This window comes from Dactylosporangium sp. NPDC000244 (assembly GCF_040300725.1).
Lineage (GTDB): Bacteria > Actinomycetota > Actinomycetes > Mycobacteriales > Micromonosporaceae > Dactylosporangium.
The window spans coordinates 1-13,588 of sequence record NZ_JBEPEH010000091.1 but is presented as its reverse complement, the minus strand read 5'-3'; the positions used below and the strand labels follow the sequence as shown (position 1 = coordinate 13,588).

13 protein-coding genes and 3 pseudogenes are annotated in these 13,588 nt (G+C 69.5%); 7 read left to right on the top strand and 9 right to left on the bottom strand.

Translation table 11 applies throughout. The features are described from left to right. The first annotated feature begins 209 nt into the window (after positions 1 to 209). On the top strand, positions 210 to 383 hold the full coding sequence (locus tag ABT369_RS57155) for a hypothetical protein (protein ID WP_350627050.1): 174 nt from the start codon (positions 210 to 212) through the stop codon (positions 381 to 383). Continuing rightward, positions 380 to 541: an STAS domain-containing protein gene (locus tag ABT369_RS57150; protein ID WP_350627048.1), complete on the top strand. Its 162-nt coding sequence runs from the start codon at positions 380 to 382 to the stop codon at positions 539 to 541. The genes ABT369_RS57155 and ABT369_RS57150 overlap by 4 nt, the downstream gene beginning before the upstream one ends. A 654-nt stretch (positions 542 to 1,195) precedes the next feature. Here ABT369_RS57150 and ABT369_RS57135 read toward each other — a convergent pair. The 4 genes from ABT369_RS57135 to ABT369_RS57120 form a co-directional block, all read right to left on the bottom strand. Beyond that, positions 1,196 to 1,819 (bottom strand): class F sortase, encoded by a 624-nt coding sequence (locus ABT369_RS57135; protein WP_350627046.1) that lies wholly within the window; start codon positions 1,817 to 1,819, stop codon positions 1,196 to 1,198. Next, the gene (locus ABT369_RS57130; RefSeq protein ID WP_350627044.1) at positions 1,819 to 2,649 is read right to left on the bottom strand and encodes a DUF4397 domain-containing protein; all 831 of its coding nucleotides are present in this window, start codon (positions 2,647 to 2,649) and stop codon (positions 1,819 to 1,821) included. The genes ABT369_RS57135 and ABT369_RS57130 overlap by 1 nt, the downstream gene beginning before the upstream one ends. Before the next feature lie 518 nt (positions 2,650 to 3,167). After that, complete coding sequence (locus ABT369_RS57125; protein WP_350627042.1) at positions 3,168 to 3,470, bottom strand: helix-turn-helix domain-containing protein; 303 nt, start codon at positions 3,468 to 3,470, stop codon at positions 3,168 to 3,170. Between the two features lie 1,366 nt (positions 3,471 to 4,836). Further along, a complete protein-coding gene (locus ABT369_RS57120) occupies positions 4,837 to 5,385 on the bottom strand; it encodes a CGNR zinc finger domain-containing protein (protein WP_350627040.1) in 549 nt (182 codons plus the stop codon). A gap of 499 nt (positions 5,386 to 5,884) precedes the next feature. On the opposite strand from ABT369_RS57120, the pseudogene ABT369_RS57115 reads away from it, so the two are divergent. The 4 genes and pseudogenes from ABT369_RS57115 to ABT369_RS57100 all read left to right on the top strand — a co-directional run. Next, positions 5,885 to 6,313: pseudogene (locus tag ABT369_RS57115) on the top strand (EamA family transporter); the annotation flags it as partial. Between the two features lie 133 nt (positions 6,314 to 6,446). Beyond that, on the top strand, positions 6,447 to 7,019 hold the full coding sequence (locus ABT369_RS57110; protein WP_350627038.1) for a dihydrofolate reductase family protein: 573 nt from the start codon (positions 6,447 to 6,449) through the stop codon (positions 7,017 to 7,019). Between the two features lie 35 nt (positions 7,020 to 7,054). After that, positions 7,055 to 7,516: a MarR family winged helix-turn-helix transcriptional regulator gene (locus ABT369_RS57105; protein WP_350627036.1), complete on the top strand. Its 462-nt coding sequence runs from the start codon at positions 7,055 to 7,057 to the stop codon at positions 7,514 to 7,516. 10 nt (positions 7,517 to 7,526) lie between these two features. Further along, positions 7,527 to 8,357: an alpha/beta fold hydrolase gene (locus ABT369_RS57100; RefSeq protein ID WP_350627034.1), complete on the top strand. Its 831-nt coding sequence runs from the start codon at positions 7,527 to 7,529 to the stop codon at positions 8,355 to 8,357. A gap of 49 nt (positions 8,358 to 8,406) precedes the next feature. Here ABT369_RS57100 and ABT369_RS57095 read toward each other — a convergent pair whose 3' ends face one another. Continuing rightward, entirely contained in the window at positions 8,407 to 8,571 is a 165-nt protein-coding gene (locus ABT369_RS57095) for a hypothetical protein (protein ID WP_350627032.1), read from the bottom strand. A gap of 2 nt (positions 8,572 to 8,573) precedes the next feature. Here ABT369_RS57095 and ABT369_RS57090 point away from each other — a divergent pair. Next, positions 8,574 to 9,137, top strand: a pseudogene (locus tag ABT369_RS57090) (dienelactone hydrolase family protein); the annotation flags it as partial. Between the two features lie 173 nt (positions 9,138 to 9,310). On the opposite strand, the pseudogene ABT369_RS57085 reads toward ABT369_RS57090, so the two are convergent. From ABT369_RS57085 to ABT369_RS57070, 4 genes and pseudogenes are all read right to left on the bottom strand, one after another. Beyond that, positions 9,311 to 10,196, bottom strand: a pseudogene (locus tag ABT369_RS57085) (universal stress protein). A 115-nt stretch (positions 10,197 to 10,311) separates the two neighbouring features. Then, positions 10,312 to 10,935 carry a CBS domain-containing protein gene (locus ABT369_RS57080; RefSeq protein ID WP_350627030.1) on the bottom strand — a complete coding sequence of 208 codons (624 nt, stop codon included), beginning with the start codon at positions 10,933 to 10,935 and terminating at the stop codon, positions 10,312 to 10,314. A gap of 997 nt (positions 10,936 to 11,932) precedes the next feature. Then, positions 11,933 to 12,199 (bottom strand): hypothetical protein, encoded by a 267-nt coding sequence (locus ABT369_RS57075; protein WP_350627028.1) that lies wholly within the window; start codon positions 12,197 to 12,199, stop codon positions 11,933 to 11,935. A gap of 368 nt (positions 12,200 to 12,567) precedes the next feature. After that, a complete protein-coding gene (locus ABT369_RS57070) occupies positions 12,568 to 13,374 on the bottom strand; it encodes a class I SAM-dependent methyltransferase (RefSeq protein ID WP_350627026.1) in 807 nt (268 codons plus the stop codon). Positions 13,375 to 13,588: the final 214 nt, after the last annotated feature.

The window sequence follows — 13,588 nt, the reverse complement described above, 5'->3', positions numbered from 1 at the left end:
TCAGACAACACCAACGGGGTGATAGGACGCCCGGTCCTCGGCATCCCACCACCCTACACCCACTTATTAGGCGAACTTACGGCGCAGGACACTAGGTGACCGGCGCGAACCGCCAGCGGGGATCACGCCCAACCAGGTCCGCCTGGCCACAACCCCCGCCGCGAGCCGTTGGACGCCGCAGTCACGAGCGAGTGAGGCCGATCATGGGCATGTCCATCAAGACGCGTGACGTTTCCGACGGCGTGTCCGTGAGCATCGCCGGCGAGTTGGATGTTGCGGTCGCGGACGCGGTCCAGCAGACCCTCGAGACGGCTCTCGCGCACCGGCCAGAGATTCTGCGGGTTGACCTCGCGAAGTCCGGTTGCTCGATTCTAGGATCATGACCGTGCTGTGGCGGACCCAGAAGATCGCCTCCGCACAGCACACCACGCTGGTCCTGCGGAACCCAAACGAGTTCGTCACCCACGTCCTGGAGGTGGCCGGACTGCTCACCGTGCTGCGGGGGGAGCGCGAGGACGGCGGCGGACCGGCCACCGGCTGACGTCATCCAGTGCCATCGTGGAGTGACGAAGAGCGAGGTCGTAGCGGCCCGCCCGGTACGACCCCGACAGGGATGATGAGTGCTCCCGCGTCTGCAGGTACGTGAGCAAAGCAGGACGAAGTCGGCTGTCGTAGCGATCGGTGATCATGCGCCGGGTGGCCTTCAGCGCCGCGTGCGGGTATGTCTGCCCGATCAGTCTGTACTCCTGGCGTCGGCTACCGCCCGCAGCATGCGCAGCGAGCCTGGCACGACGTCATCAACCTGCTCGCCGAATGTCTGCCCTTGTCGGAGCCGGTCGACGATGCAGCGCAACCGCTTCGCCGAAGCACAGCCTGCCATCGCGCCGGCCGGCGACGCGCCGTGGGCTCGCCAGTCGGCTGTACAAGTTCTCAATTTCGTACGTACGGCTGGCAGTGCATGCGGCCGATGCGATGGATGCAACGCCGAGCAACCGACCGGGCCACCCGGCGTCAGCGCAGGGTGACGCGCAGCAGGGAGTGTCCGGAGTTGGCGGGTCGAACCCGGCCGGCCCTGCCTGGCGGCGACGAAGGTGCCCTGGGTGACATCCTCGGCGTCCGCCGCGGTGCTCAGCGTCCGCGTGGCGAGATGAAACACGGCCGTATGGACAACACGGTCGTGCCGGTGCTGCCGGGCTCACGCCGCGGGCTGGGCGGTGATAACGACGTTGTCGCGGTAGTGCCGGATGCTCGCGTCGAACGGGCCTCCGCACGTGATGAGGGTGAGCCGCACAGTGCCGTCGCGGGCGAAGTACCGCTCGAGCGGGATCTTCGCCTTGGGGTACACCTCCCGGGCGGTGACGGTGAACCGTCGGGTGCTGCCGTCGGCACCGGTCACGGTGATCGGGTCGCCGGGGCCGAGATCGCGCAGGTGGAAGAAGGCGCCGGCCCCCTGCTCGGCGCTGTCAACGTGGCCTGCGATGACGATCGATCCCGCGGTGGCATTCAGCGCCGGGCCCCATTTGTACCAGCCGACGACGTCGACGCTGGGCGGGACGGCGAAGTCGCCCGTCTTGTCATCGACGCCGACCGGGTCGACCTTGACGTCGAGCTTGAGCCGGTCGATTTTCAGGCCGGTCGGCGCGACAGCCGCCGCCGGTGTGGCGCTCACCTCCAGTGCCGGACCGGCCGAGCTGGCCGCAGTGGGTGGCGTGCCGGTCGGGGGTGCTGGCTGCTGGGCGCAGGCGGTAAAGGTCGCCGCCAGCATCGTGACGATGCCGGCGGCGACGGCGGACCAGGCCGTGGCCCTGGTCCGTGACATCAGGCCGGGACCCGGGACTTCCGCAGCGCGAAGCCAACGGCCAGGGCGGTCAGCAGGCCGAGGGCGCCGGCGAGGTACACCCAGGCGGCCGGGCCCCGGTCGGCCGCACCGCCGCTGCCGGAGGGGACGCCGCCGGGCGTGCCGTGCAGGCCGGTGATGGTCTGGGCGACCACGCCGAGCGTCTTGCCCTCGGCGGAACCGACGGCGTAGACGATCGTCGAGGTGCCCTCGGCCAGGCTCAGGTCGGTAACGGGGATCGCCACCGTGCTCGTGCCGGCCAGGACGACGTCGGCGCTCACGGTTCCGGCCGGCAGGTCGGCCTTGGCCTCGTTGGGGTTGGTGAGGTTCTTGAACACCGGCTGGCCGCCCGCGCGGACGTCGACGGCCGGGGCCGCCGCCGTGTGCCGCACCACCAGCCGGGCCTTGCCGGGGGCCAGGGTCTTGGTGTCGTTGACGAACGGGGTCAACGTCGGCTTGCCGTCGGCCGTCAGGTGCGCCACCAGGCTGATGTTCGCGTCGGCGGGCACGGCCGCCTGGTCGACCTTGATGATCGGGCTGGTGACCGGGTCGCCGGGCTTGACGATGACGATGTCGTAGTTGCCGGCCGGCAGGTCCAGCGGGCCGGCGACCTTCGACGGCTGGAAGTTGTCGAGGGTCTTCTTGCCGTTGACGTACACGTCGACCGGCTGGCCCGGGATCCCGTGCACCACCGACACCTTGCTCGTCCCAGCCGCATGCGCCGGCGGCGCGGCCAGCAGTGTGGCCGCGGCGACGGCGCCGAGCGCCCCGGCTCCGGCAGCGGCGCGGCGCAACGTCAGACGAATGCTCATGGGGAAGCCCTTCCAGTTTCCGAACACGCGAGCGGTTTGCTCTGTCGCCATGTCCTTCGTGCGCCGGAGGGCGTCGCGGATTCAGCCGGTGGAACATGCCACGAATCGCATCCAGCCGAGGGTCGCGACACGAATTGACTCCGATACGGCGTGGCCGAGCTGGTCCGGCCACCCTCGTGCCGGGTGGTCGGTGTACCGGAGGAGGCGGTCCGGCCGACGCTCCTGGGTGGGTCGGCGTCGGTCGCTTCCGGGACGCCGTCAATCGCCACGGACCGCACGGCGTCCTCTGTCCGGCGGGGCACCGGGCAGCCGGGTCGGGCGAGGTGGTGCGAAAGCCGGGGTGCAATCCGGTTGCCGCACCGTCGCCATCCGGCCGGACGGCGGACACCGACCGGATCGTTCGTATCGGGTGGTCGGACAGTTCCGCATCGTGGCGCGCCGCCGGCCGTGCCCGTTTCGGTGATGGCGTTCCAACCGGGTTCTGGTCGGCGCTTGGACCGGGTCCGGGCGGATGGAGGTCAGGTGGGATGGCGTTCTGCGTTGATGCGCAGCGCTTCCTCGAGCTGGTCTTCGAGGATGATGATCCGGCAGGCGGCCTCGACGGCGGTGCCCTGGTCGACCATCTCCCGGGCGCGGGCTGCGAGGCGCAGCTGGTAGCGGGAGTACCGGCGATGTCCGCCGGCGGAACGTTGCGGGGTGATGAGTTTCAGCTCGTCGAGGCGGCGAAGGAAGTCTTGTGAAGTGCCGACGATGTCCGCGGCACGACCCATCGTGTAGGCGGGGTAGTCCTCGTCGCCGAACAGGTCATCGGGTTGGGCCATAGCGCCTCCGAGTCGAGGGCCCCGGCGCGACAGCGCCGGGGCCCAGGGGTTACGGGTCAAACACCATCTACCGACGTGTCCGTCGGCTTGTCTTTTCCGCCCCGCACGCCACAGACAGCGTCGGGTACGAGGATCGCGTAAGCGTGACCGGAGACCACCTCTCGTTCGATGGAAACAACGGTGTCCGCCCAGCTGAACTGCGGCCGGCGCGGGCGATCCAACGGTGTAGAGCCCTCCCTTTCCTCTGCCTTCTCTTGTATTGCCATGTGTTGCTCTTTGCTGCACTCCGCCGGCGCTGCGGGTCCACGCAACTTCACGGCCCCACCGCCGGCGGAACTGCCCTACAGGCGATGCCGCCAACGAATCTCCGGCCTGCCCACCTGCCACCCCGAACATCCGGGGCTTCTATCTCGTACTGCCGTGCCGAGCGAACCATGGTGTTGCCGGCTCAGCTCTCCGCCCAACTGTCGGGGCGGTTCGTCAGCGTCTCTCTTACTCCCTGTTCTCGACTCCAAGAAGAGTAGTCGGCGGTGGAGAGCATGTCTAGTATCTTCAGCACAGATTCTTTGGGTGATCCACAGAAGCTCCCAGGAAGGGCCGCAGCCCCTCTGGCGCCAGGCGCCTCGCGGGAACAGTCGCCCGAGCAGGTGCCGCGACGACAGCTGCCCGGCAACGGTATTCGATTCGCCGGGCACGCCAACATGGTCGCCGACCGCGCACGGCCGGCGACCGGCCGCCGTGACGCACCGGCTGGCGGGACCATCGGGCCGAGCGGCCCCCGCGATCGAGACGAGGTCGGCGGTCGGTGGCGAGGATCGCCCTACACGGCGGCGCCGTGCCACGACACAACAGGACGAACAATGTCAGGGCTGGCTCGACGAGCAGCGCGACCAGGATGACGAGGACCGCGACGAGCCCGACGATGGGCACGGCGACAATATCGGCGATCGCGACGACTGGGACGCGAGCCGGAGGAGCAGGAAAGCGACGATCCGAACGGCTGGGACGATCGGGAGTCGGATGACGATGGGCGAAATGACTTACGACCGGCCGCCGCGAAACATTCAAGTGGAGCGAAACCGCATTCAGGCCGAGTGCTCGGCTTTCCCCTATGCGAGCAGGTGGCAGCGCTCACATATAGTTTCAGCACCTTGCCTCATATCTGGAAGTTTCAGCTAAGACTCGATATCGTGAATTTATAACGGTCTTTCGACAGGGACTTCCCACCGATCCCCAACCGCGATTCCAGAGCCCGAGCGGAGATTGACCAAGGCCGTCTCGTCCACGAAAGTTTCAAGTCCCGGAGGCAAGTTTCGATCCTCCCGTGCTACTGCGGACCGTGCGCGCGGAGTTTCCTGGCGCGTGCCTATTCGGCAGGCGGCGCGCCCGTCAGGCCGCGGCGACGGCGGAATGCTGTGACTTTGACCCGGTTCTGACATGTCGTGGTGCAGAAGCGGCGGCTGGCGTTCTTAGAAACATCGACGAAGACCCGTTCACAGTCCGGCGCCTGACAGGTGCCGAGCCGGTCGCCGTCCCCGGCACTGACGACGCGGGCCAGCGCCTCGGCGCAGATCGCCATGTACATCGCAACGAGCTCGGCGTGGACCGGATGGTGATGCAGGCGCCAGCGCCCCTCTTCCTTGGCTAGGTGCGGTTGGGCCGGGGAGCGTGCAAGCAGGGTGTTGAGTCGATCCGCGGCGGCATCGACGTCATCGCCGCGCAGGTCGTCGAAGATTTCGCGGAGCACTCGGGCGAGCGCGATGAAGCCAGGCACGTCATCCGCGCCCAGAGCGGCCAGCGACGGGGCATCGAACACGAGGATCCGCGTGAGCGCGCCCAGTTCGTCTCCGGCTGCGGGTACGGCTTGGCCGCCAGCGGCCGTCAGCTGGTTGACGAGATCAATGGAGACGATCACGCCAGCATCATTGTAACTGTCTAACTTCACTTGACCAGTCACCAACCTAGCCTTAGGGTGTCACTGACAATGAAACCTACATCGGTTACATCAATCACCGAGGGGATGGCGGTCCTCATGAACCGACGGGGATAGGCACTCTTCACGCTGATGAGCCTGCTCTGGGGGCTGCCGTATCTACTGATCCAGGTTGCCGTGGACTCCACGTCCGGACCGTTCCCGGTGTCGGCGCGCGGCCTGCTGGCCAGCAGCGATGCCGCTGCCCTTCGCCGACCTCACCCGGCACGGCGCCGTACTGCGTCACCGCTGGCGCCCGGTCGTCGTCCTCGCCCTCTTGGAGAGATGGTCGTGCCATGGGCCCTGCTCGCGCACGCCGAGACTCGGCTCAACAGCTTCACCACCGGCCTGCTGATCGCGGCCGCCCCGCCGGTCGCGTGCCTGGTCGCCGCGGCCACACCGGCCGCTCGGCGTCCTCGGCCTGGTAACGGGGTTCGCCGGAGTGGCGATCATCGCCGGCCAGTGGCTGCGCGGCGACACCGTCGCCGTCGCCGAGGTGCTCGCGACCGCCGCCTGCTGGGCGGTGACGCCACTGGTCGTCACCCGGCGCACACGGGCCGTGCCAAGGGTCCCGCTCACGGCGACCTGCCTCGCGATCAGCGGACTCGCGACACTGCCGCTGGCGGCGGCCTGGTCACCGGCCGAACTTCCGCCGCCGGAGGCGTCGGCGGCGCTGGCCAGCCTGGCCGCACTCTGCATCACACCCGCGTTCGTGGCGCTCTTCTCTCTGGTCCGCGAGGCGGGGCCCTCGCGCGCACTGGTGGTGACCTACATCAGCCCTGCGGCGTCCGTGGCGGGCGGCGCCCTTGCACTCGGCGAGCCGGTCAGCGCGGGCACGATCGCCGCGCTCGGCCTGATCGTCGGCGGCTCCGCGCTCGCCACGAGGGACGACCGCAGCGCGCACCTGGCGAGCCCGCCGGCCGAATTAGGGCCGCCAGACGACATTCCCCGCGGTCGCCAACTGACCCGCGGTCCAAGCGCGAACCCGACAAGGAGCCGGACCGATGAGCCTTACCCAGTACTACGTTGCCGCCACCCTCGACGGTTTCATCGCCGATCGCGACCACTCGCTGCAATGGCTGTTCACCGCCCGCAGCGACGACGGCGGTCCGCCCGGCTACCGCGCGTTCATCTCCGCGGTCGGCGCGATCGCGATGGGGGCGAACACCTACGAGTGGATCGTCGCGCACGCGAGCCCGGGCACGGATCCGGCGGACGCTCCCTGGCCGTACGAACAGCCGTGCTGGGTCTTCACCCATCGCGAGCTGCCCCTGCCGCGGTCGTCGGCGCCGATCGTGTTCGCCAGCGGTGATGTCGCGATGGCACACACCGAGATGGTTGCGGCCACTGCAGGCCGGAACATCTGGGTCATGGGCGGCGGCGACCTCGCAGGCCAGTTCGCCGACGCCGGAGTGTTGGACGAACTGCTCGTGGCCATCGCGCCCACGACGCTTGGAGGGGGCGCCGCGCTGCTGCCGCGACCGCTTGACCTGACGCTGCACGACGTCAGCCGCAATGGGGACTTCGCCTGTCTGCGCTATGCGGTAGGTCGCGGGTGGATGTCACGAAACGAGTAACTTGCATTCCTAACTTAGGATGCTAAGCTACCGGCGTGAACCACTCGAAGAACCTCGGGCTGGAACTGCACACGCTGCTGTCCCGCCTCGAACGGGCCGGCGACCAGATCCTGCGCGCCGAACACGGCCTGTCCTACCGGCGGTTCATGGTCCTGGTCATGGTCGGCGAGCTCGGCGAGTCCACACAGCGAGCACTGGCCGATAGTTTGGCCGTGACCGAGCCGTCGATGAGCCGGATGGTCGCCACCCTGGCCGAGACGGGACTGCTCACCGTGGCGCCCGATCCCGCCGGCGGGAACCGTCGGCAGATCGCCCTCACAGACACCGGCCGGGCGCTCGTCGAACAGGCCGGCTCCGACCTGATCCGACGGCTCACCGATCTGGTCGAGTCCACCGGCGTGCCGTTCGACACCTACCTGGCCCACACCCGGCAGCTGAACGCCGCCCTCGACAGCCCTGACGCCCGGGCCCGCACCTCGACACCCGCCTCATCCTGAGGAGCTGACCATGATCGCTACGACCACCGTGCGTACCGCCAACTCCACCGACGGCACCACGATCAGCTACCACACCACCGGCACCGGCCCGGATATCCTGGTCATCCCCGGCGCCCTCAACGACGCCGACGACTACACCGCACTCGCCACCGCACTCGCCACCCACTTCACCGTCCACACCATCCAGCGGCGTGCACGGACCGGTAGCGGCCCGCAAGGCCCCGGCTACAGCATCGAGACCGAATGCGCCGACCTCACCGCCGTGCGCGCGGCCACCGGCGCCCGATACCTCTTCGGCCACAGCTACGGCGGGCTCGTCGCCCTGGAGGCGGCCCGCCGCGACCCAGGCATCGCCAAGCTGGCCCTGTACGAGCCCGGCGTCAGCGTCCAGGGACTGTTCCCGATGGACTGGACGGCACCGTACCGCCGGTTCCTCGAGCAAGGGCGCCCGTTCGACGCCTTCGCCACATTCGCCATTAGCACCGGCCCCGCCGCGGCCCGCCGCAACCCCAGATGGCTCATGGCCACCATCCTGCGCCTGGCGTTCCGCGGCGCAAAACGAGCGAAGATCTTCCAGTTGCTCGAGGCCAACCTGCACGAACACGAACAGGTCGGCCGGCTCGACGACAGCTACCCCAACTACCGCGAGGTGTCCGCGGACGTCCTGCTGATGGCCGGCGGCAAGAGTGGACTGCCGCACGTCGCCCCCGCCTTTGACCGGCTCACCGAGGTCCTGCCGTCCGCCCGCGTCCACACATTCCTGAAGCTGGACCACTTCGGACCAGACCACAAGGGCCCGGCCGAGGTGGCCGAAGCTGTCACTGCGTTCCTGCTCTGCTGAGCCGACCAGGTCCAACACAACCTGTCGTGGAGCGCCCGTTCTCCCTCGATCACATGACAGAGCTGAGCCCGTCCGGCCTGCTGCAGATCCGCGACCTCGGCACCGGCGCCGTCGCCGCTACCCACCAACTGGACTGGTCGGGCACCATCTCGTCGTGCAGCAGGGGCACCTCGTTCTCGGGCACCGCCGGCTCGGCCAGTGAACACGTGGTCATCTTCAAGGCTGGCGAACGTGGCGCTGCTGTTCGACATCAACGGTGGCCACTGGTTCACCGATCCCCAGGAGATGCTGGCGCGGATCATGCCGCTGCTCGACGACCCCGAACGCCTGCGCGACATCGGTCACGCCGCCCTCGACGTCCTGTGCGCTGAGCCCCGTACCGATCCCACTCGCGTCGCCGCCATCGGCTACGGCACCGACGGCGCGATCGCTCTCGAACTCGGCCGCGCTGGCGCTGACCTCCGCGGCATCGCCACTGTCAACGCCATGAGCACCGGCCGCCCCGGCGAGGCTGCCAACATCCGCTGCCCGGTCTGGGCCGGCGTCGGCTCCGAAGCCCATCGTCGCCCCGTGCAACGCTGCGTTCGCCGCCGAATTGTAGGCCGCCGGCGTCGACTGGCGCATGACAGTCTACGGCGGCACCCTGCACGCTTTCCACCACCCGCCCACCCGCCGACCAGCAACTCCTGCCCGGCGTCGGCGACCATCCGCGGCAGGGTCCGCGAGCCTGGCGCGACGTCGTAATTCCTCGCCGAGTGTCTGCTCGAGGCGCCGGGCTGATCTTGCCGACGCTCACGACTACCGTCGGAAGCGGCCGTGCGTCGGACGATCGGGCCGAGGGATGTGCCGCCGGGGACGTCGATGCTCTGGCCAGTGCCGCCCAGCGCGGAACCGCGCTGTGCTGCTGCGCATGTCACGATGCTGGACGCCGGGATGTTGCGCCGCGGTCGGCGTCATCGAACGATAACCACCGGGCAGGCCGCATGACGGATCACGGCCTGGCTCACCGAGCCCAGCAGCAGGCCGGTGAAGCCACCCCGGCCACGCGATCCGACGACGAGCAGCTCAGCGCCAGCGGACAGCGCGGTCAACACCGCGGCAGGCCGGCCGCGCACAACCGACTGCCGGACCTCGACATCCGGGTACCGCTCGGCCCAGCCACCCATCGACTCGGCCAGCGCGAGCCGTTCCTCCTCACGCAGACCGGCCGGGTCGTACACCAGCGGCAGCATGTCACCTGGACCAGTCGAGCCCGGCCTCAGGTACGTGTGGGCGGCCGTCACCGCCGCGCCGCGGCTCGACGCCTGCTCGAACGCGAACCGCAGCGCACGGCGCGCGTCGTGCGAGCCGTCGACCCCAACGACTACGCGGCCGGTCTCCGGGCCTGCAGGCCGGCTCTCGTGGCGGACCACGACCAGCGGGCACGCGGCATGCGCGCGCGGCCAGTTCGGCGCCAACCGAACCCAGCAGCAGCCCGCTGAAGCCGCCAAGACCTCGGCTGCCAACCACGACGGTCTCGGCCCGGCGGGACTCCTCGAGCAGCGCCGCGGCCGGGTGCAGCACCGACAGCTCGGTCGCCACCTCCACCCCGGGTGCGAGCGTGCGTGCCCGGTCGGCGGCCTCACCGAGAATCTGCTCCGCCGCCTCCCGCACTGTCGCTTCGTACAACGGCGGCACCGGGACGGCCAGCGGCGTATACACCACGGCGGGAAACTGCAGCCCGTACACGACCCGCAGCCGGCGTCGGCGGCGGCCCGCATCGGCCGCCGCCCAGTCGACGGCGGCAAGACTTCCCGGCGAGCCGTCGACGCCGACGACCACCGCCGTACACGTACTCATCCCGCGCCCTCCCCCGGCAATCGACACGGCGCAGAGACTGGGCGTCCTAATCCAGGGTCGAGGTTCCCGGTTCCGGCGCGAGCAGGCACCGCCGGAGGGTGTCCGCGGCGACGAGTCAGGCAGGCTCCCCGGCGCCGCACATCGATCGCACCCCGGCCGTCGTGCGGACCAATGCCTCGGCGACCGTCCACTCGGTCTGCTCATCGAACGTCCCGCCGACCGTCGCCACGCCGTCGTGGACGACGACCGACCAGCGGTGTCGTCCGCCGTCGTAGGCATCCAGACGCCGCTGCGCCTCGGCGCGGGCGGACACGTCGGTGGGCAGGATGGTCCGCAGCACGTCGCAGCGGCTTACGACGCCCACCGGGCGCTCGTCGACCACCACCGGAACGGTGTGCACGCCGTGTTGCACCATCATCGCCGCAATGTCCGCGACGTCCGAGTCAGGCCAGGCCACCACGGGCAGACCCGACATCACCTCGGCCACCCGCAGCGCCCCCAAGCCCGGGCCCGGGGCACGATTGGCCCGTGCGGTCCCGCCATGCATCGCCGCCCGTGCTCGGCCCGTCTGCTGCCGCAGCAGATCCACCTCGCTGATCAGCCCGACGAGCGCACCGCGCTCGTCGACAACCGGTGCCGCCGTCACGGACAGCTCCTCCAACAGACGGATCGCATCCTGCAGCGGCGCGCCAGCACGCACCGTGCGCGCCGGCGCCGTCATGATGTCCTTGGCGTGCATGACCGCTCCCACCTCCCGCGAGGCCGCAATCCCCGATCGCCGCACCGGCCTGAATGCGCAGGCGGTACCTGCCCCGCCGTGGCGCGTTCACGCAGGCGACCTCCCTGTTCAGGCATGTCCCAGACGGCCACGCGTTCACCAGGGCCGGGGTGGTATGCCGGGTGATTCGGTCGACAGGACGGGTCGGGCAGCGACAAGGTCTTGCCACGATCACATGCGTGGGAAGCAAGCCGTCCGCCACCGCCCGCCTGGCCCTCGTCGCCGCCGCGCTCCTCACCGGGACGGCCGCCTGCGCCGCCTGCCTGTAGCGACGCCGCCAAGGCGGCCACCGTCGAACGATCCACCGCACCCCCGGCAGCACCGTCGACCGCGGCACCGGCCCCACCACACTCAGCATCCTCGCGGCCGGGAACCTGTTCATGGCGCCCGGCCTCACCGCACAGGCCGCCGCCGCAACCGGCTCTGACTACAGACACCTCCGCCAACGCATCGCCAGCGACGTCGACCTCCGCGGCGCCACGGCGGCCGGGCTGCGCATCGTGGGGCCACCCGGCCAATGAACCGTACCGTGCACGCCTCGAATGCGTCGCGGCGGAGACCCCGTGCTTGACCCACCAATCGGGGTGAGCGGTGCGTGAGTTGCTCGGCGAGTGATATCGCTTGCCTCGTCGGGAGTTGCCCCCAGTTCTCGGCGTTCGCCCACGTACGCTTCGTCGATAGCGTCGAGGGAGATGAGGTTGGGCAGGTCGCCGAACTGGTCGTCATCCGGGTCCTGCCTGGTGTGCAGCGAAACGCGGTGCCGGCGACTAGAATGCCACCTACCTCGGAACCGCACCAGTCCGTCGCAATGCAACGGAGGACAGATAACGTTCCCGCACACTCTGCTCCGAGCGGTCGCGGCCGTCTCGGCGGCCGCTCTCACCGTGGCCGCCCACCTCGCCTCGCCAACCCCCCGTTACCCCCCCACCACTGGGGACAACGGCACCTTGCCGTCAACCTACCGTTGGACGTGGACGGGCGCGCTGGCGACTCCGCAGAACGCATGCGTGGGCTTGGTGGTGCTGCGGCGGATGAGCAGCCAGCGGGTGTGGCTGTGTTCGGCGGTGCCGGTGTCGGGCAGGGTGGCGACCGCCCAGAAGACGCGCGGACCTTTCACGCCGTCGCCGCAGCTGCGCGGCTTCCAGGCCAGGGCGGGCGCGGCGCCGGCCGGGGCACCGGCGCGGGCACTGCCGCGCCCGGTCGGGACCTTCTGATTGCTCGGCACGGCCAGAACGTGGCTGACGCGGCGTTGCTGCAGCGGACGGCTCGCGGCCGCCGCCGACGTTGCCGGTTTGCTTGCGGTGCTGCCCGTCGAAGGCGCCGTGTTCTAGACCGTGAAGCTCGGTGACCGGCGGATCGATGGGCGGGTCGGCATGGCGTTCTTCCCGGCGGGTCGCCTCGGCATCGTTTGCTGCTGGCGGCCGCGATCGGGTACGCCGTCGCCATGCGCTCGTGGCCCGACCTGGCGTTCGCCGTGTTCGCCCCGCTGAAGCGGGTAAACCGCTTCGTCGCGCAGCCCAGCTACGACCGCCGGGCCAATATTCAGCGCCTGCCGGCAGAGAACTTCCGGCGCTTGCACCTTACGCACGCGTGTCAGTTCGGTGCGACGATGGCGGTCACGAGGTGGGTGCGGCCGGATATCAGGCCGCCTGGTTGGGCGGGTAGTCGGCCGTAGTTCGCGTCCGGTGCTCCGGGCGCTGTGATGTGGTCGGCTCGCCAACCGCCGGCATGCAGCAGCGCGGCAGGATCGTCCGCGCCGAACGGTGGCGGGACGCCGTTGCGGTCGCACCAGTGTCGGTATCCCTGCATGGCTGGAGAGTCGAGGCCTGCGGTGCCGATGATGTCGGCTGCGATGGTGCTGGCGGGCCCACATAGTCCCGCGGTGGTGCTCAGCATGTCGACGATCATCGGTTCGGTCAGGTAGAAGAACAAACCCTCGGCGAGCCACAGGGTGGGTGCCGTCGGGTCGAGGCCGGCTTTCAGCAACGGTGGGGCCCAGTCGCCGCCGACGTCGGCGATGACGGTGTGGCGTTTGCATCGTGGGGCATGGCCGGCCAGGATCGGTTCCTTGTGCTGGAAGATCTCGTGGCGGTCCACCTCGTACCAGTCGACGTCGGCCGGCAGGTCGAGCCGGTGTGGCCGGGTGTCCAGGCCGGCGCCGAGCAGGACGATCTGCCGGACGCCCGCGGCGGTGCTCGCCATGGTGAGGTCGTCGAACCACCGGACGCGTACCGGGATGAAGGTGTTCTCGCAGCCGCTGGCGCGTTCCGATGCGGCCATCGTGGCGTAGCCGTTGGCGCCGGCCAGATCGTGTGCGAAGGGATCGGTGAACAGCGGGTCGCCGCGTTGGGTCTCGCGGGCTCGTACGGCTGCTATCCAGAAGGCGCTTGCCGAGGTCACGGCTGCAGAGTCTAATCAGCTCGTGGCGAGCCGTTGCGAAAGGTCACGGTGTTCCGGCCCGGTCTGAGCGAGGTCGAGGGCGCGCCGGTGTACGACTGGGACTGCGTCGAGGCACCCGCTGTCAATCCCCTGGAACCGTGGAGGACTGCGTTATGCGGCTTGAGCCTCCAGGGCTCGAGCCGTTGATCGTTCGTAGTCGATAGGAGAGGACCCG

Bases quoted from the DNA above. Each gene is read 5' to 3' on its own strand.
- ABT369_RS57150 (WP_350627048.1), top strand. From the start codon at position 380: ATGACCGTGCTGTGGCGGACCCAGAAGATCGCCTCCGCACAGCACACC.
- ABT369_RS57080 (WP_350627030.1), bottom strand. From the start codon at position 10,935: ATGCACGCCAAGGACATCATGACGGCGCCGGCGCGCACGGTGCGTGCT.
- ABT369_RS57125 (WP_350627042.1), bottom strand. From the start codon at position 3,470: ATGGCCCAACCCGATGACCTGTTCGGCGACGAGGACTACCCCGCCTAC.
- ABT369_RS57110 (WP_350627038.1), top strand. From the start codon at position 6,447: ATGAGCCTTACCCAGTACTACGTTGCCGCCACCCTCGACGGTTTCATC.
- ABT369_RS57100 (WP_350627034.1), top strand. From the start codon at position 7,527: ATGATCGCTACGACCACCGTGCGTACCGCCAACTCCACCGACGGCACC.
- ABT369_RS57155 (WP_350627050.1), top strand. From the start codon at position 210: ATGTCCATCAAGACGCGTGACGTTTCCGACGGCGTGTCCGTGAGCATC.
- ABT369_RS57095 (WP_350627032.1), bottom strand. From the start codon at position 8,571: ATGACCACGTGTTCACTGGCCGAGCCGGCGGTGCCCGAGAACGAGGTG.
- ABT369_RS57130 (WP_350627044.1), bottom strand. From the start codon at position 2,649: ATGAGCATTCGTCTGACGTTGCGCCGCGCCGCTGCCGGAGCCGGGGCG.
- ABT369_RS57135 (WP_350627046.1), bottom strand. From the start codon at position 1,819: ATGTCACGGACCAGGGCCACGGCCTGGTCCGCCGTCGCCGCCGGCATC.